Below are 16,643 nucleotides of genomic sequence, written 5' to 3'. Positions count from 1 at the left end.
GACTTTTTTTGCTCAGGACAGGATTCTGAACACCGACGAGCTTGCTGAGGCAAAGCCGATCATTCCCTATGAGAAGTTGAGGGTCAGCGAGATGCGACCCGACTCTTACGTTGTCATCAATGATCGTCCCCTCGACTTCATTGTCAGCCGCAGCGGAACGACGAAGTATGAGCCACCCAACTTCTACGCGCGGCATCCTTCCTCGTGGACACTGATTTCCAAAGAGGGCGGAGCGGAATTGTTTAGTATTGAGAGAGCGCCAGCCGATGTCTCCCCGAAGTCCTTGGCCTCAGGTGCTGCGCACTGAAGGGGCGCGGCCGCGCTCCGGGAAACCCGGGGCGCTCCATTGCGCATTTCCCACCGAGTTCTGCTTTGCGGCCAAGGCAGTTCGCGCTCTTGTCGGTGACCGTATCAGCCACGCCATGGCGGCGTGACGTTCAACTTCTCTCCCTCACAGGACGTTCCCGGCACCGCCGGCTGGATAGCGCCGGGTTGACCCGCGCTCGATGATTCGACCACTGATCACAACTGACTCGCTGCGATGGCGGGAGTCAGCCAATGCTCTCCGCAGGATATCCAAAGCCGCCTGGGTCATTGCCGTTGCATCTTGAACGACCGTTGTAAGGCTATGAGACGGCCAAGATGACACGGGAATATCGTCGAAGCCTGCGACAAGGAGATCTTCGGGAACGCGCAAGCCAAAGTCGCGGCGTGCGCAGTCAATTAGACCCAGGGCCAGCAAATCGTTTGCGCAAAATATCGCGTCAGGGCGATCTGCAAGTCCAAGCAGTTTGTTGGCAGCACGTACTCCCCCCTCATAGGTAAAGTCTCCGCTCACCACACGGGGGCGGGGAAAACCTAACGAGTGTAGACGCTGACGGAATCCATTCAATCTGTCCTCGGCAGCTGGGCTTCCCGCGGGGCCACGGACAAATCCGAAACGCCGTCCACCTTGTCGGACAAGGAGGTCGGCAATGGCCGCGGCCGCTTCGGTGTTGTCACAGCAAACTGAAGAGACCCAGTCCCCGTGGGCTGGCGTATTGAAGCTCACGATCGGGATCTTTAGCCGGGAGAGCTCTTTGTCAGCCTCTGGGGACAGGATTGCCAACGGGCTCACGATTGCATCTACACGGTAGCTTGCCAGCCGCGGAATGGCACTGTCGAGCATATGGCCGCTGTCGGCATGGACGAGAAGAGCTTGGTGCCCCATGAGTTCCAAGCCAGTCGTCAACTTCTCCAGAACCTGACCATAGAAGGGATTGTATAGACCACCGACCACAAGAGCGATGAAGTTTGATCGGTGTGTCAACATGATCCGGGGAATGACACTTGGCCGATAGTCAAGTTCTGCTGCGGCTGCGAGAACCCTGTTACGGGTTTCAGACGATACGCTGCCACCCTCCTTGTAGGTACGTGAAACCGCTGATTGTGAGACGCCAGCAAGCTTGGCCACGTCTACAGAGGATGCATAGCGTTTGCGCAAAGATCAGCGAGCCTCCGAATAGTTTCGCCACAATGGAAGGGCCGCAAACTTCTTGACACCCCCAAAACGCTGATGCATAGCTAGTCATCAAGATGCATAGCTAGTCAATAGCTGGCGATCCACGGGGACGGGACATGGATCTCGATTTGGGCGGCAAAGTCGCCGTAGTCACGGGCGGCAGCGTCGGCACAGGTCTAGCGATGGCTGAGGCCCTTGCCACTGAGGGTGTTCATCTCGGTCTCGTGGCGCGCGGCCAGGAGCAGGCCAGAGGAGCTTGCCAACACGTTCGTGTTTCTTCGCTCGGATCGGGCTAGTTACGCGGTGGGCTCTACATATTTTGTTGACGGTGGCATGCTGAAGACCCTTTGAGAAGATTTCCCGAAGGTCAAGCACCGCCAGTCAGAGACCCTTTGGCAAATATAATAAGAAAGATCATTCAAATGATTCCCCGCTGCACTCTTACCGCGACATTGAATGCCCGCCCCGAGAAACGCGAAGAATTAATCAAGTTGCTCCACAGCTTTGTCGCACCTTCGCGCTCGGAACCAGGCTGCATCGATTATCATTTCCATGTCAGTGCCGACAATCCCAATGTCTTCTACTTCTACGAGAACTGGATGAGCCGAGCGGATCTCGACCGCCATCTGGCGCTTCCGTACCAGAAGGAGTGGTTTGGTCGGCACAAGGAGTTTCTGACGAAGGATGCGGAGCTCGTCTTCTTCGACATGCTCAGCGAGCACGATAAAAGCTAGGAGATGGCGCCATGGCCGGTCTACGCTGGGGGCTGGTGGGGGCAACGACCATCGGCCGCGAATGGATGATCGCTGGCATTCGGGCTGCTGGAGGGGAGATAGTATCAGTCTATAGCAGTGATGCCGCCCGTGGGGCCGCTTACGCTGCGGAATTCAGCATTCCTTCTGCGACCACCAGTCTCGAGATCATGTTGAGGGAGGTCGACGCAGTCTACATCGCGACCACGAACGATCGTCACCGAGAGCAGTGTCTGGCTGCCGCTGCGGCGGGGCGTCATGTTCTGTGCGAAAAGCCGCTGGCGACGCGCCTTGAGGATGCCGCGGCTATGGTTTCGGCGTGTCGAGAGGCGGGGGTCGTTCTCGCGACCAATCACCACCTGCGCAACGCCGCAACACACCGGGCGATGCGGGACGCCATCAAAGCTGGCCGGATTGGTCGTCCACTCGCAGCCCGGGTCGTGCATGGGGGCGCTCTTCCGCAGCATCTTCATGGCTGGCGCCTGCATGACGTTGCCGCGGGCGCAGGCGTAATCTTCGATCTCACCGTGCACGACAGCGATCTGTTCAGATTTATTCTGGAAGACGAGCCCGCGCAGGTGATGACGATAGCGCAAAATGGCGGGCTGGCTTCGCCACCTGTCGAAGATGCTGCCATGACCCTCGTAACCTTCAAAAGCGGTCTGATCGGCCAGGTCTACGAGAGCTTTACCACCCCGTTCCTGCGCACGCGATTGGAAATTGATGGGACAAAAGGATCGCTTGTCGCGACAGATTGCATGGCGCAGCGCCCGGGTGGGACTGTGGTACTCCGCCATTCCGGTGGTGAAGACGGGATTGCCTTGGATCAGGAAGACTACTACGCCCGCGGTGTTCGTGCGTTTGAGGCGGCAGTGCGAGGCGAGGGACGCCCCGTGGCGACCGGCGAGGATGGTCTGATCTCCTTGGCGGTCGCTCTCGCGGCGCAACGGTCTGCCGTGAGCGGCAGGTCAGAGAATGTGCAAACGCTAAGTGAGATTTTGTCATGACAAACGAAGAACTCCGCGCCACCAACAAGAAGCGGAAGATGTTTCAGGTCGCTTTCGTGACGCGCGATTTAGAGCGAAGCATGAAAGCCTGGGTGGATAATCTGGGTGTCGGTCCCTGGCGGGTTGCAGCCTTCACCGAAGAGACGGTTAAGAACTTTGTGGTCGGCGGCGAGACCGTCACGGAGCCATTCAAGTTTCTCATCGGAATCTCCTGGATGGGAGACACCGAGCTTGAGATTATTCAGCCTGTTTACGGCCCAACGATCTACAGCAAATTTCTGGAGGAGAAAGGAGAAGGACTTCATCATATCAAGGAGAGGATTAGTGATGAAGACATCGACGGTGTTCTGGCAGATTACGAGAAGAAAGGCATAGGGGTCACCCAGACGGGCCGCTTTTTCTCGGATTTCCACTATTATCTCGATACGGAGTCTCGGCTCGGATTTGTCTACGAGCTTGGAAATTGCCCTCCACTTGACCTACCGCCTGGCATTTTCTCGACTTCTCCGGCGGAGGAGCCGGAAGGTTAGTCGATACCGTGGCGCAGTGTCGCCGGCGTTGAACAGTCCCGCGTGGGCGGGATGATCGGATAGGCAAATGAGCGAAGGATCGGCAGCGATTGAGGTAGCCATGGCCCCAACCCCTGGGAAGGCTGATGCCCTCCGGATCGAAGGTATCGGAAAATCCTATGGTGGACTTCAAGTTCTAGAGGACGTCTCGTTTTCTATCGGCCGGGGCAGGGTTCATGCCCTGGTCGGCGAGAATGGCGCGGGCAAATCGACACTGGTCAAGATAATCACCGGTGTCATTGCGGCAAATGCCGGGAAGATTTACCTCGACGAACAGCCGGTTTTATTCGCGACGCCTCAAGAAGCACGCAAAGTGGGAATTGCAGCGGTATACCAGGATCCAAAGCTGTTCCAGCATCTCGACATCGCGGAAAACATATTTGCGGGAAATTACCCTCGGACCCCATGGGGCAGCGTTGACCGGCGAGTGATGTACCGCCGTGCAACAGAGGCTTTTGATCAACTTGGGGTTTTGCTCGATCCACGAGAATTGGCGGGGTCACTGTCGACAGCGGAACTACAATTCGTCGAAATAGCCCGGGCGCTGTCGACACATCTGCGGCTGCTTATCCTGGACGAGCCTACATCGCCACTCACACCCGCCGAGGCCGAGCGACTCTTCGACATTGTCCGCAAACTCCGGGCTCAAGGTCAGTCGGTTCTGCTTATTACTCATCGCCTGGAGGAAGTGGAAGCAATTGCGGACGATGTGACGGTGCTCAGAGATGGACGCCATGTCGCGACCCGAACGATCTCAGCAATGGACCGCGGGACCATGGTCAAACTCATGGTCGGGCGGGAGCTCAATCATGTTTACAAACGTGGCGGGACGGCAGGGCATGCAAAGGAAATGCTGAGGGTCGAAAATCTCGGCCTGCGCGGAACCTTTGCCGACGTCTCATTTTCACTGCGCGCTGGCGAAATAGTGGGCATGGCCGGGTTGGTTGGCGCCGGCCGCTCCGAAATTGCGCGGGCGCTATTTGGCATGACGCCGCCCGATCATGGCCGGATCCTGCTGCAGGGGCGGGAAGTTGCGCCGAAAAGCCCCAGCCAGATGCTCAACCTGGGCTTGGCTTATCTGTCAGAGGACAGGGATAGTCAGGGACTTATAATGAGCGAAAGCGTCGTTGAAAATGTGACGCTGCCCATCGTTCAGCGTCTAAGTCATCTCGGTGTCATTAACACGGGAGACTGTCGACGAATTGCTGCCGAGGCAGTCAAAACATACGACATTCGTACGAGCGGCATAGATAAGGAAGTGGCGCAGCTATCGGGAGGGAACCGCCAAAAAGTTGCTCTTGCGCGTTGGCTCGCAACCAAACCGGCTGTGATTATCCTAGATGAACCAACCCATGGCGTCGATGTTGGGAGCAAGTCTCAGATTCATGATATGATCTTCTCGCTTGCTGCCTCCGGACTTGCAATCCTCGTGATTTCTTCGGATCTCCCGGAGGTCATCGCAATCAGCGATCGCATCCTGGTCGTCGCAGAAGGGCGCATTGTTGACGAAATTTCAGGAGGAGATGCGACGCAAGAGAATGTCATGCGCGCTGCGACAAGAAGTTCGCAGCTCGCGTCGCCATAGTGGAAGGGCATATGGCTCAAATGAAACCGCGGCAGAGTTGGTGGGCACAGCTTCTTCGTCAGCGTATCTTGGGTGTTGTCATCACGCTGATCGCGCTCAGCCTATTCTTTTCGTGCATTGCGCCACGATTCGATAGCCTTCAAAATGGCCAAGTTATCATCGCCAACGCTGCCATTCTCGCGATCGTAGCGGCGGCCCAAGGCATGGTCTTGCTGACACGCAACCTGGACGTCTCGGTCGGGGCCATCATGGGTTTCACTGCCTATGTCGCGGCGGATTATGCGGCCCACCATCCCCATGTCGGAATCCTGCTCGTCGTTATCGCGCTCGTCATGGGCGGCGCACTGGGCGCAGTCAATGGTCTGATCGTCGCCTATGGCAAAGTTTCACCACTCGTTGCAACCCTTGGGACGATGTCGCTTTTTCGCGGCTTTACCTACATCTATGCGCATGGCCAGGAGGTGACCGCGAGCAACCTTCCGCCTTGGGTGCTCCTTCTCGTCGACCTCCACATTGCGGGCGTTCCGTTCCTGGTCATTGTATCCGCGGTCGTGGTATCCGCGGTCGCTGCATTCCTGCGCTTCTTTCCGCTTGGGCGGAGAATCTACGCCATAGGGTCCAATCCGGGCGCCAGTATCTTCTGTGGCTTGCGGCCGGAACGCATGACGCTTTTCGCATACATACTTTGCGGGACGATGTGCGGTTTTGCCGGGCTTCTTTATGCCGGGCGCGTAGGCACCGTCACCGTCGTACTCGCCTCAGGCTGGGAGTTAACGTCTCTCGCTGCGGCAGTTATTGGAGGGATCAGCGTAGCCGGGGGGGCGGGCTCCGTTCTCGGTGCGGCGCTTGGCGCCATCGTTCTGTCGATGATTGATAACGGCTTGGTTCTACTCCACATCCCGGAATTCTGGAGGATGTTCGTGCAAGGCAGCGCGATTGTGCTCGCCGTTACGGCCGATGCTATCATCAACAAACAGGTAAGGCGCTCGCTGCGGCAGCTTCGGCTGGGCGGGAGGGTCGCATGAACCGGTTCGTCACTTGGCGCCCCACGCCCTGGGAAGGAACCCTCTTTGTATTGATTTTCTGCGCTGCCGGGTGGTCTGCGCATCTCTCTCCCTATTACCTCTCCCTTGATCAAATCCTGGAATCGACCCGCCAGTTTATTATTCCCGGCCTGTTAGCGCTTGGTCTTATGGTTGTCGTCGTCACGGCCGAAATCGACATCTCACTGGCATCAATCTTAGCCGTTGGCGCGGTCATTTTTGCACGCCTTTCTGCGGGTGGCATCGGCTTAGCAGGAGCCATTCCTATCGTCGTGCTCATCTGTGTTTTCCTCGGTGCCTTCAATGGCTTCCTCGTGGCGCGGCTGGGTCTGCCGTCGCTGGCCGTCACTCTTGGAACCATGGGGGCCTATCGAGGATTGGCCTTCATTGTCGGATCCGAAGCCGGATACACAAACTTCAGTGACATGTATCAGTCGCCTGGATCTGATTATGTTCTGGGGATCATACCCATCTCGCTCATCGTCTTTGCAGTCGTTGCTCTCCTGATGTGGTTTCTCTTGCAAAAGACAGTGTTCGGGCGACGGTGCTTTGCCGTGGGCAGAAACAAGGACGCAGCGTGGATTGCTGGAATTAACGTTAAGGCCCTCAAGATCACAGCCTATGCGATAGCGGGTGGCCTGGCCGCCATCGCAGCGCTCATCTGGATCGGCCAGTACGGGTCCGCTCGTGGCGACAACGCAGACGGTGCAATTTTGTTTGTCGTGACGGCAGTGGTTCTGGGTGGTGTTGATATCAATGGTGGGCGTGGCTCTGTTCTAGGCGTCGTGCTTGCTCTGCTGTTGCTCGGCACCCTTCGCAACGGCATGGGTTTGGCTAATATCGGCGGTCCGGTTCAGACCGTCGTCTTAGGTGCGCTGCTGACCATTGGCGTGCTGAGGCCGGTTGCTCTCAGGGGAGTCCAGACGTTGCGGGGAACCCTCAATGCGCGACGTCACGAGCGAGAAAAGCTGGCCGAAAACGTCAACAACAAAACGCCAGCTCAATGGCGTGAAAAAACAGGGGAAAACAACCTATGATGATGAACATTACCCGCCGCACGGCTCTGCTCGGTGGTGCGATGGCTATTGCCGGGAGCGCCATATCGACGGCACAGGCGAAGGACAGTGGCTTCCGGATGATGATGACGCCAAAGTGGACGGGCTTTCCCTATTTTGAGCTAGCGGCAAAGGGTGCACGCGCTGCTGCCGCAGACCTGGGGGACAGCCTGATCTACGCTGGACCGGACCACGCTGACGCCTCTCTTCAGGTTGAAACGTTGGAGAATTTTCTCACTCAACGGCCGGACGCCATATTGCTCGCAGCGGTCGATCTCAACGCCGTTGCACCTGTTCTGAAGCGCGCCCGCAAGAGGGGTATCGTTGTTACAACGTTCGACGCTGACGCCGCGTTGCCTGCCCGTGACATATTCGTCAATCAGCTTTCCTACGACAAAGCAGCTCGCACAATGCTGGACGCGGCACTAATTGACGCGCCGCAAGGGGGGGAGATCGCCTTCATCGCTGCTTCTCCGACAGCACCGAACCACGTCGCGCATATGCGCATTATGACGAAGCTCTCGGAGACCGAAGACAAGTACAAGGTCTTCAAAGTCGTGGATACGCAGTATGCAGGTGACGACGATGCGAAGAGCTACGACGTCGCCATTAATCTGATGCAAGCCCATCCCAATCTCAAGGTTATCATCTCGTCTTCTGCGGTGAGCGCACCCGCCGCAGCAAGGGCGATTGATGCAAGCGGTCACGCCGGGAAAGTCTACGCAACCGGTTTTGCCCTGCCATCTGCTATCAAAACCTATCTGGCCGATGGTTCGGAAAAGGCATTCGCACTGTGGGATCCGTTTGAGCTCGGCTATCTCGCCGTCTATGCCACGCATCTCAAATTGGCCGGCAAACTCAGCCTGACGCCGGGCACGACTTTTTCCGCAGGCAAGGTGGGCACATACACGGTCGGAGAGAATGGTGAGATAGATTATAACAAGGCTCTGATCTTTACCAAGGACAACATCGGCCAGTTTGGCTTCTAGCCAAAGCAGGTCACGACCGCGGGAATATAGCGCGCCGCGGAAAACTCGCATGTTGACAGAGTCAGGAAAGGCGGAGGGGTTATCACGCCCCTCCACCTTAGGCACTGCCACAGTCGCCGGCTTGATATGTCCCCCGACACGGGGGACGCGGCCGAACCCTAGCTGAAGATGGTGTGGTCCACGTTCTGGATAAGAATCTTCGTCTGGTCTGTGAGGATGATGAGGTCCGAGCCGTTCACCACGCTTTCGGCGGCAATCGGATCTCCCGCATAGCCTGCGAATACCAGTGTATCGCTTGCCTTCAAATCGGCGATGATCACATTGCCGCCCGCATGGCCGTTGATGAATCCATAGATATCGGGGTTCGATCCGCCGCCCTGCACGCTCGCGACGCCGGAGCCGCCGATGAAGGTATCGGCACCCGCGCCGAGCGCCACGACATCTGAGCCTGCACCCGCGAAAATCTGCTGGTCGCCGCCGCCAGTCGTACCGTTGATCGTCGTGGCGCCGCTGCCGGCAACGATCAGCCCGTCTTCCGTGCCGTTCGCGAGAATGACTGTGCTGCCCGTGCCGCCCACCAGGGTGGACTGGCCGGTGCCACCGATGAGCGTAGTAGCCCCTGCGCCGCCATAAAGCTCGCTGGAATCCGTGCCACCCTCGAGCCAGGTGGAACCGCTGCCGGTGGACCCAAAGAGGGTGCTGTCCCCGGTGCCGCCCATCACCGAAACCGAGCCGGTGCCTCCGACGAAGTAGAGGTCCATGTCAACACCAGACACCACGGTGGCGTCGCTACCGCCGGTCACCGTCACGGCATCGCTGCCGGCGGTGATGGTATCCGCACCGAGGATCGACAAGGAACTGTCCTGGACAGTGCCGATGACGAGCGGAACGGAGCCCTGGTCGATCAGCGTGCCGCCGCTCAACAGGGTTACGCCGCTTGTGACGCCGCCGGCACTGATCAGCAGCGTGCCCCCGCTGCCGACGATCGCACCGAGATCGGTGCCTCCGGAAAGCAGGGTCTCGGTCCCGCCGTCGGACAGGCTGTCACCGATGGCGGTGCCGCCGGTGGACACAAAGGTCGTACCGTCGAGCTCGACCGTCGTGTTGCTCAGCACCCCGCCGGAGGAAACCGTGGCAGAGGTTCCGTTGTATCCTCCACCGATAACGCTGGCTCCTATCGATACGCCGCCCGAGCGGACGATCAGTTCCATTTCCGTCGCCTTCACGGTCAAGGAGCCATCGACGAAGGTGTTATAGGCAGTGCCGCCAGACCCCACGATCTCGCTGCCCCAGCCGCTCACTGTGAGCCCTGACGTGACCCCACCGGATTCCACCAGAAGTTCGCCGACCGAGGTGACGGCAACACCGGTGGCGGTGCCGAGGATGGTGGCCGTGCCGGTCGGGATGATGCCAGATCCGGTCAAAAGACCACCGGCTTCCACGGTCAGGTTGCCGATCTGGCTGCCGCCCGACAGCAAGACTTCCGTGCCGCCGGATTGAATGTCTCCATCAGCGGCTATGTTGCCACCCGCGATGACCTGAACACCGCCATTGCTGACGATCGTGCCGCTCGCGACGGGTTTCGTCAGCAACGAGCCCGAGACAAGCAGCGTGCCGCCGCTGCTGACCGTGGCATCAAGGGCGGTTCCGCCGAACGTGATTCCTGAAACGACCTCGAATCCGCCGTTCAGCACGGTGGCGCTTACCGAAACGCCGCCTTCATAGACCCGTTCGGAGCCGCCGGAGCTGACGATGGTGCCGCTCGCCCGGCCATTGTCCAGGCGCACGACGCCACCGGCGCTGATGATCACGCCGAGGGACGTGCCGTGTTCTTCGATGAGTTGGCCGCCACTTTCGACGGCAACGCCGATCGCGGTGCCACCGTGGGAGACGAAGATGTAGGGCGCTGAGAGGCTGCCGCTGCCGTCCAACGTCCCACCGATGATGGTTCCGTCGGCGCCCACGGTTACGCGGCCATTCTGGGCGACGTTTGATGCAACGCCACCACTGAACACGCTCATGCTGCCATAGTTGACGGCGCCGCTGACAATGCCACCGGAGACGGTGACATAGCCACCGCTGCTGACCGTGAGGCCGGCGGCTGTGCCGCCGCTCGCCACCCTGAGCACGCCGCTGCTTTTGACGGTGATGTTTCGGGCGATCCCCGCCAGTTGTTCGCTGCCGCTACTGATCACGGCATCGATCTGCGAGCCGCCGGCGGAGACGACGACCGTGCCGCCGAGCACATGGTCGCGGATGCTCGTGCCCCCCGATGCAACGGTTTCCGTCCCGCCGCTGACCGCGGTTGTGGTGGCGCTTCCGCCCGAGGAAACGGTCAGGGCCCCGGCGCGGACCTGTGTTTGGCTCGCCGCACCCCCGGCGAGAACCGTTTCCTGGCCGCCCTGGCTGATCACGCCCCCGCTGGTGAGACCGCCTGAGGAGACCACGGCGCTCTCACGCAGGACTGTGCCCGCAATGGTGCCATTCACCGCCACTGAGCCATCTTCCAGGACACCCGAGCCCGTCAGCATACCGCCCGCACTGATGGTGAGGGGCCCACGCTGATCGCCACCGGAGCCGAGCACTTCCGTGCCGCCGGAAGAGATGACGCCCGCGACCGCAACCCCGCCCGAGGAAAGAAGAAGCGTGCCGCCCGATTTCACCTGGGTTGTATAGGCGATACCGCTGGTGGCCAGGATCTCCGTCCCGCCACCGCTGATGACCGTCGCGGAGGTGTAACCGCTGTCGAAGGCGCTGATCACACCGCCGCTGCTGACGGTCGCGTTCCGGTCCGAACCCGTCCAATGCACGCTTTCCCTGCCGCCTGCGGCAATCACCGTCTGATTGGCGCTGCCGCCGCTGAAGACATCAAGGAAGCCGCCAGAAGAGACGGTCGTGCCCAGTGCCACGCCCGTCGAGACCGCGATCTCAACCCCGCCCGAAAGCGTGGTGGCGGCTGCCGTGCCCCCAGAGCGCACGACCAATACGTCCCCATTCGGAACCGTCTGCCCACTAACAGTCTGCCCCGAATTCACAAAGGTCGTCGTCATCGGCCAGTGTCCCAGATTAACTTGCGATTGCACCGACTTACGGCGCGTCGGTCAGTCTGGCAATCCGAATCGGCCACTAACGGTGCTGCGGACCGGGGCTCACATTCTCGGGATCAAGGGCCACTTGGGCCCGATGGCGCTTCGTTTCGCCACGGAACGGGTTGCGCTTCCCACGGCCGGACGGGCAAACCGGAGTTTGCACCCGAGAGAGGAAGACCGCTTGTCCCGTCGTGCCTGGCTGCTCACCGCGCTGCTCATTCTGATCCTGCTCCCGGTCGGCGCGGTCGGGCTTGCCGTCGCTCTCGTCGACCCGAACGACTGGAAGCCCGAGATCGAGGCGGCGGTGCAGAAGGCGACTGGGCGCGCGCTGACGCTTGAGGGGCCGATCCATATCAGCCGCTCGCTGTGGCCGGTGATCGACGTATCGAAGGTGCGGCTCGCAAACCTTCCCGGTGGCTCGCGCTCCTACATGGTCCGGGTGGACCGGATTCGCGCGCAGGTGAACCTTCTCGCGCTGCTGCGGCAGCGCATCGAAATCACCCATCTCGATCTCACCGGGCCCAATATTCTGTTCGAAGAAGTGAACCATCAACCGAACTGGCTGTTCGGGGCAGCGGGCGGTGCTCCCGCGCAGTCAGCCAAGGCGAGCTCAGGCTGGTTTCACCCGAAGCTGCGCATCCGCGATGCGCATATCAAGGACGGCATGGTGACCTTCCGGCTGCCGGCCCGCACCAATGTCATCGGCATCCGCTCCCTCGATGTCCGACACACGGCCGATGGCGCGCCGGTTGATCTGACATCAACGCTGGTCTATTCTGATTTCGCGCCTTTTGATCTGTCCGTGCATGCCGTGCCCGCCGGCCATGTCATGGATCCCTGGCAGACGCAGATCCATTTCAGCGCCTTCAATTCTACCGCGGATGCAAAGGGAACGATGAGCCTTGCAGGCAATTTCTCCCTCGCAGTGTCCGGCAAGACGCCGGCACTGGAGAAGCTCAATGCCCTGCTACCCGCGATGCAATTGCCGCCGCTGCACGGCTTCTCTTTCCAGACCCATATCGCCAACGGCCCGGTGCGTGGCGATATTCCTGTGATCGGCGGAACCACGCTCCATATCGGCAGCGCGGACCTTACCCATCTGATTCCGGGCCTCGTCTTAGGCGCGGTCGACGCGACGCTCGACAAGCCGGGCGGCACGGCGAGCGTAAAAGGCGAGGGGCGCTATGCCGGCGAGCCCTTCTCCCTCTCGGGTAGTACCGGTGTGCCCGAACATCTGGATGGGAAGAACACGGTTGCGGTCACGCTGGATGCGACCGCGCTTGCCGCTGACAAGGCAAGGCTCCGCCTTCAAGGCAAGCTCGCGCTGGACACCACGCAATTCGCTGGTCTCCAGGCTGAGGTGCAGCTCGATACGCCGAAGCTCGCGAAACTGCGCCCGCTGGTCTCCCCGGCTTTGCCGGCGCTGACCAATGCGCATTTCACGGGCGGTGTCACGCTGCCAGCCAATCTCGGTTCGATCACGCTGACCAAAGCGAAACTCACCGCGGCGGCGGGTGATCTTGCGGGTGACGCCACCTTCGGCCTCGGCGGCGGGGTCCGCGTCAAGGCGAGGCTTACCGCGAACCGCCTCGATCTCGATGCCCTGCTCGATGCTTTAGGGATCGGTCTCGGCACGCCGGCCCCGGCGGGCAAGGCGGGTCCGGTCTTCTCAAATCAGGCGCTGCCTTGGGCCAATCTCCGCGGGCCGGATCTCGATGTTTCGGCCGATGTCGGGACGCTCGATTTCCAGAAACAGTCCTGGCGGAAGGTGGGGCTCGCCGTGAGGCTGCAGAATGGCCATCTGGCACTCGACCGCATGCAGCTGGCCCTGCCGGGAGGCCCGGTGCAGATCTCCTTCGCGGCGGATGCGACGGCAAAGGATCCGAGCATGCACCTCCTGCTGCACGCGCCGGACGTGCCGGTCGCCCTTATCCTGCAACGCTTCGGCCTGCCGGGAGCGGCCAGCGGCACGCTCAAGGTCGATGCCGATCTCTCGGCGCGGGGCGCCAGCCCGCATGCCATCGCGGCTTCGCTCTCGGGCAGCCTTTCGGCCACCATGGGTGCCGGCAGTCTCAGCAATGCGGCGCTGGTGGAGATCGCGGGGGCCTCGCTCAAGGCGCTCAATATCAGCGTGCCGGCCAAGGGCGAGACGCGCATTCGTTGCTTCGGCATCGTGGGCAAGGTCGTGAAAGGCGTGGCCCGGCTTAGCACTCTGGCGCTCGACAGCACCTATCTGCAGATGGATGGCCAAGGCGAGGTCGATCTCGGGCGGGAGACCCTGGCGCTCAAGCTCAAGCCGCTGGCACGGGTTTCCGGCTCCTCCGTCTCGGTGCCGGTGGTGGTGGAGGGGCCGTTCCGGTCGGCACAGGGAAGGCTTGATGCCGGCGGGCTCGCCAAGGTCGGCATTTTTGTCGACGCTCTGTTCGGCGGCGATACCCCGGCGACCTGCGCCAACGCCGGGCTTCTGCCCGGGAAGAGTTGAGCGGCCGCGCCTCAGGCGGGCGCCGTCTCGCGCGTGTCCAAAAGGCTGGGCGAGATCGCCCGGCAGACCTCCGCGATTTGCAGCAGGAGGGGCAGGAGGGCCGAGCTTCTGCGCCAGACGAGCGCGATGGAACGGCTCGGGCGCGCATCTTCGAAGGTCAGCAGATGAATATGTTCGGAGGCGCCGCCCATGCCTTGCACGGCCAGAGCCGGCAGCAGCGTCACGCCGATCCCGGCCATGATCATCTGGCGCAGGGTCTCCAGACTCGTCGCACGGAACTCCGTCGTCTCGCGCGAGCCGGAGAGGCGGCAGACCTCGAGCGCATGATCGCGCAGGCAATGACCGTCATCCAGCAGCAGCAGCTCGTATTCCGAAAGCTCCTCCATGCGCAGGCTGGAGCGGCGGGCGAGGGCGTGCTGCCGCGGAACGGCGAGAAGAAAAGGCTCCTCGAACAGCAATTCGGCATGAAGCTGCGCGTCATGCACGGGCAGCGCCAGGATGGCGGCATCCAGCCTGCCTTCGCGCAGCCGCTCCAGCAGCTGGTCGCTCTTCTCCTCGGTTAGAAAGAGATCGAGGAGGGGAAAGCGCGCGCGTAGTTGTGGAATGACATGGGGCAGGAGATAGGGGCCGATGGTCGGGAAGACGCCAAGATGCACGGCGCCGGCTTCGGGCTGGCTCAGCCGCTTCGCCTGTTCGCGCATGGCCGCGACCTCGCTCAGGATCCGCCGGGCACGCGCGGCGGCATCCTGCCCCGCAGCTGTCAGCATGACCGCCTTGGGCAAGCGCTCGAAGAGATCCACGCCCAATTCCTCTTCCAGCTTCCGGATCTGGGTGGAGAGGGTCGGCTGGCTCACCAAACATGCCTCTGCCGCGCGCCGGAAATTCCGGTGTTCGGCGAGTGCTACGAGATATTGCAGTTCGCGTAGGTTCATCGGGGGGCGGGCGGCAGCCGGGGCTGCCGCCCTTGTCCTCAGGCGGCCCTCACCGCATGCAGCGCCTGCGCTTCCTTCTCGGTCGCGGGGGCCGAGGTACGGATCAGGTAGTCGAAGGCGGAGAGCGAGGCTTTCGCCCCTTCACCGGCGGCGATGATGATCTGCTTGTAGGGGACTGTCGTGCAGTCCCCGGCCGCGAAGACGCCGTGCAGCGAGGTCTGGCCGTGACCGTCGATCACGATCTCGCCGCGCGGCGAAAGATCCAGCGTGCCCTTCAACCATTCGGTGTTCGGCAGCAGGCCGATCTGGACGAAGATGCCTTCCAGATCGAGGGTGCGGTGCTGGCCGGTCACGCGATCCTCGTAGATGAGGCCGGTCACCTTCTGGCCGTCGCCCCTTACCTCGGTGCTGCGGGCGGAGACGAGAACGGTCACATTCGGCAGGCTGTGCAGCTTGCGCTGCAATACGGCATCGGCGCGGAGCTTGGTGTCGAACTCGATCAGCGTGACATGCTTGACGATACCCGCGAGGTCGATTGCCGCCTCGACACCGGAATTGCCGCCGCCGATGACGGCGACGCGCTTGCCCTTGAAGAGCGGACCGTCGCAATGCGGGCAATAGGCGACGCCCTTGTTGCGATAGGCATCCTCGCCCGGCACGCCCATCTGTCGCCAGCGCGCGCCGGTGGAGAGGATCACGGTTTTGGATTTCAGCACGGCACCGCTTTCCATGCGCACCGCGAAATGGTCGCCTTCGCGGTTCAGCTCGGCTGCCTTCTGAAGGTTCATGATCCTGACGTCATTTTCGCGCACATGCGTCTCGAGTGCCTGCGCGAGCTTCGGCCCTTCGGTATGGGGGACCGAGATGAAATTCTCGATGCCCATCGTGTCCATCACCTGGCCGCCGAAACGCTCGGCCGCGACACCGGTGCGGATTCCCTTGCGCGCTGCATAAACAGCGGCGGCGGCACCCGCCGGGCCGCCACCTACGATCAGCACCTCGAAGGGCGCCTCCTCGGAGAGTTTTTGGGCCTCGCGCGTTGCGGCACCGGTATCGAGTTTGGCGATGATCTCTTCCACGCCCATGCGGCCCTGGCCGAAGACCGCGCCGTTGAGGAAGATGGTGGGCACCGACATCACCTGCCGGGCCTCAACCTCATCCTGGAACAGCGCGCCATCGATCGCCGTGTGGCGGATGCGGGGGTTGAGCACCGCCATCAGGTTCAGTGCCTGCACCACATCCGGGCAATTCTGGCAGGAGAGCGAGAAATAGGTCTCGAAGGTGAAGTCGCCGTCGAGGCCCTTCACCTGCTCGATCACCGCCTGTTCGAGCTTAGGTGGGTGGCCGCCGACCTGGAGGAGCGCGAGGACGAGGGAGGTAAATTCGTGACCGAGCGGAATGCCCGCGAAGCGCAGATTGATCGTCTCGCCCGGGGTCGAGAGCGCGAAGGAGGGCGTGCGCTCTGCCGCTTCGGTGGTGAGGGAGATCTGCGGCGAGAGGCCCTGCAATTCCTGCAGAAGCTCCATCATCTCGTTGGATTTTGGGCTCTCATTGACGGAGGCGGTGATCTGGATGGGACGGACCACCCGCTCCAGATAGGCCTTGAGCTGAGTTTTCAGATTGGCATCCAGCACGCGAC

The 16,643-nt window shown here is 61.2% G+C and carries 14 protein-coding genes and 1 pseudogene; 11 read left to right on the top strand and 4 right to left on the bottom strand.

The annotated features are described in order from the left end of the window. Positions 1 to 307, top strand: a 307-nt coding sequence (locus VL752_RS15420; RefSeq protein WP_325356745.1) for a hypothetical protein, incomplete at its 5' end; no start/stop codon positions are given. 144 nt (positions 308 to 451) lie between these two features. Here the strand turns inward: VL752_RS15420 and VL752_RS15415 are convergent. After that, a complete protein-coding gene (locus VL752_RS15415; RefSeq protein ID WP_325356744.1) occupies positions 452 to 1,483 on the bottom strand; it encodes a LacI family DNA-binding transcriptional regulator in 1,032 nt (343 codons plus the stop codon). Between the two features lie 134 nt (positions 1,484 to 1,617). Here VL752_RS15415 and VL752_RS15410 point away from each other — a divergent pair. The 9 genes and pseudogenes from VL752_RS15410 to VL752_RS15370 all read left to right on the top strand — a co-directional run. Then, a pseudogene (locus VL752_RS15410) lies at positions 1,618 to 1,713 on the top strand (short-chain dehydrogenase); the annotation flags it as partial. Further along, positions 1,709 to 1,852, top strand: a complete 144-nt coding sequence (locus tag VL752_RS15405; protein WP_325356743.1) for an SDR family oxidoreductase — start codon at positions 1,709 to 1,711, stop codon at positions 1,850 to 1,852. The pseudogene VL752_RS15410 and the gene VL752_RS15405, both read left to right, overlap by 5 nt. A 71-nt stretch (positions 1,853 to 1,923) precedes the next feature. Next, positions 1,924 to 2,235, top strand: a complete 312-nt coding sequence (locus tag VL752_RS15400; RefSeq protein ID WP_325356742.1) for a putative quinol monooxygenase — start codon at positions 1,924 to 1,926, stop codon at positions 2,233 to 2,235. Between the two features lie 11 nt (positions 2,236 to 2,246). Then, a complete protein-coding gene (locus VL752_RS15395; protein ID WP_325356741.1) occupies positions 2,247 to 3,260 on the top strand; it encodes a Gfo/Idh/MocA family protein in 1,014 nt (337 codons plus the stop codon). Then, positions 3,257 to 3,790 carry a VOC family protein gene (locus tag VL752_RS15390; protein WP_325356740.1) on the top strand — a complete coding sequence of 178 codons (534 nt, stop codon included), beginning with the start codon at positions 3,257 to 3,259 and terminating at the stop codon, positions 3,788 to 3,790. Before VL752_RS15395 ends, VL752_RS15390 begins: the two co-directional genes overlap by 4 nt. Before the next feature lie 67 nt (positions 3,791 to 3,857). Further along, complete coding sequence (locus VL752_RS15385) at positions 3,858 to 5,414, top strand: sugar ABC transporter ATP-binding protein (protein WP_325356739.1); 1,557 nt, start codon at positions 3,858 to 3,860, stop codon at positions 5,412 to 5,414. Positions 5,415 to 5,425: 11 nt separating this feature from the next. Further along, positions 5,426 to 6,439: an ABC transporter permease gene (locus VL752_RS15380; RefSeq protein WP_325356738.1), complete on the top strand. Its 1,014-nt coding sequence runs from the start codon at positions 5,426 to 5,428 to the stop codon at positions 6,437 to 6,439. Further along, a complete protein-coding gene (locus tag VL752_RS15375) occupies positions 6,436 to 7,494 on the top strand; it encodes an ABC transporter permease (protein ID WP_325356737.1) in 1,059 nt (352 codons plus the stop codon). The genes VL752_RS15380 and VL752_RS15375 overlap by 4 nt, the downstream gene beginning before the upstream one ends. After that, positions 7,491 to 8,501, top strand: coding sequence for a substrate-binding domain-containing protein (locus VL752_RS15370; protein WP_325356736.1), 1,011 nt, complete (start codon positions 7,491 to 7,493; stop codon positions 8,499 to 8,501). Before VL752_RS15375 ends, VL752_RS15370 begins: the two co-directional genes overlap by 4 nt. Before the next feature lie 158 nt (positions 8,502 to 8,659). Here the strand turns inward: VL752_RS15370 and VL752_RS15365 are convergent, their stop codons facing one another. Then, a complete protein-coding gene (locus VL752_RS15365) occupies positions 8,660 to 11,551 on the bottom strand; it encodes a hypothetical protein (RefSeq protein ID WP_325356735.1) in 2,892 nt (963 codons plus the stop codon). A 220-nt stretch (positions 11,552 to 11,771) separates the two neighbouring features. On the opposite strand from VL752_RS15365, the gene VL752_RS15360 reads away from it, so the two are divergent. Beyond that, on the top strand, positions 11,772 to 14,072 hold the full coding sequence (locus tag VL752_RS15360) for an AsmA family protein (RefSeq protein ID WP_325356734.1): 2,301 nt from the start codon (positions 11,772 to 11,774) through the stop codon (positions 14,070 to 14,072). A gap of 11 nt (positions 14,073 to 14,083) precedes the next feature. Here VL752_RS15360 and VL752_RS15355 read toward each other — a convergent pair whose 3' ends face one another. Both VL752_RS15355 and ahpF read right to left on the bottom strand, forming a co-directional pair. Then, positions 14,084 to 15,004, bottom strand: a complete 921-nt coding sequence (locus VL752_RS15355; RefSeq protein ID WP_325356733.1) for a LysR substrate-binding domain-containing protein — start codon at positions 15,002 to 15,004, stop codon at positions 14,084 to 14,086. A 38-nt stretch (positions 15,005 to 15,042) separates the two neighbouring features. Continuing rightward, complete coding sequence (gene ahpF / locus VL752_RS15350) at positions 15,043 to 16,638, bottom strand: alkyl hydroperoxide reductase subunit F (protein ID WP_325356732.1); 1,596 nt, start codon at positions 16,636 to 16,638, stop codon at positions 15,043 to 15,045. Between the last annotated feature and the right edge of the window lie 5 nt (positions 16,639 to 16,643).

Origin of the sequence: Acidisoma sp., from assembly GCF_035492295.1 — a bacterium.
GTDB lineage: Bacteria > Pseudomonadota > Alphaproteobacteria > Acetobacterales > Acetobacteraceae > Acidisoma.
The sequence above is the reverse complement of the archived record's forward strand: the minus strand, read 5'-3'. Positions and strand labels throughout refer to the sequence as shown.

Coding starts and splice junctions, on each gene's coding strand:
- VL752_RS15400 (WP_325356742.1), top strand. CDS start 1,924: ATGATTCCCCGCTGCACTCTTACCGCGACATTGAATGCCCGCCCCGAG.
- VL752_RS15395 (WP_325356741.1), top strand. CDS start 2,247: ATGGCCGGTCTACGCTGGGGGCTGGTGGGGGCAACGACCATCGGCCGC.
- VL752_RS15390 (WP_325356740.1), top strand. CDS start 3,257: ATGACAAACGAAGAACTCCGCGCCACCAACAAGAAGCGGAAGATGTTT.
- VL752_RS15385 (WP_325356739.1), top strand. CDS start 3,858: ATGAGCGAAGGATCGGCAGCGATTGAGGTAGCCATGGCCCCAACCCCT.
- VL752_RS15380 (WP_325356738.1), top strand. CDS start 5,426: ATGGCTCAAATGAAACCGCGGCAGAGTTGGTGGGCACAGCTTCTTCGT.
- VL752_RS15375 (WP_325356737.1), top strand. CDS start 6,436: ATGAACCGGTTCGTCACTTGGCGCCCCACGCCCTGGGAAGGAACCCTC.
- VL752_RS15370 (WP_325356736.1), top strand. CDS start 7,491: ATGATGATGAACATTACCCGCCGCACGGCTCTGCTCGGTGGTGCGATG.
- VL752_RS15365 (WP_325356735.1), bottom strand. CDS start 11,551: ATGACGACGACCTTTGTGAATTCGGGGCAGACTGTTAGTGGGCAGACG.
- VL752_RS15355 (WP_325356733.1), bottom strand. CDS start 15,004: ATGAACCTACGCGAACTGCAATATCTCGTAGCACTCGCCGAACACCGG.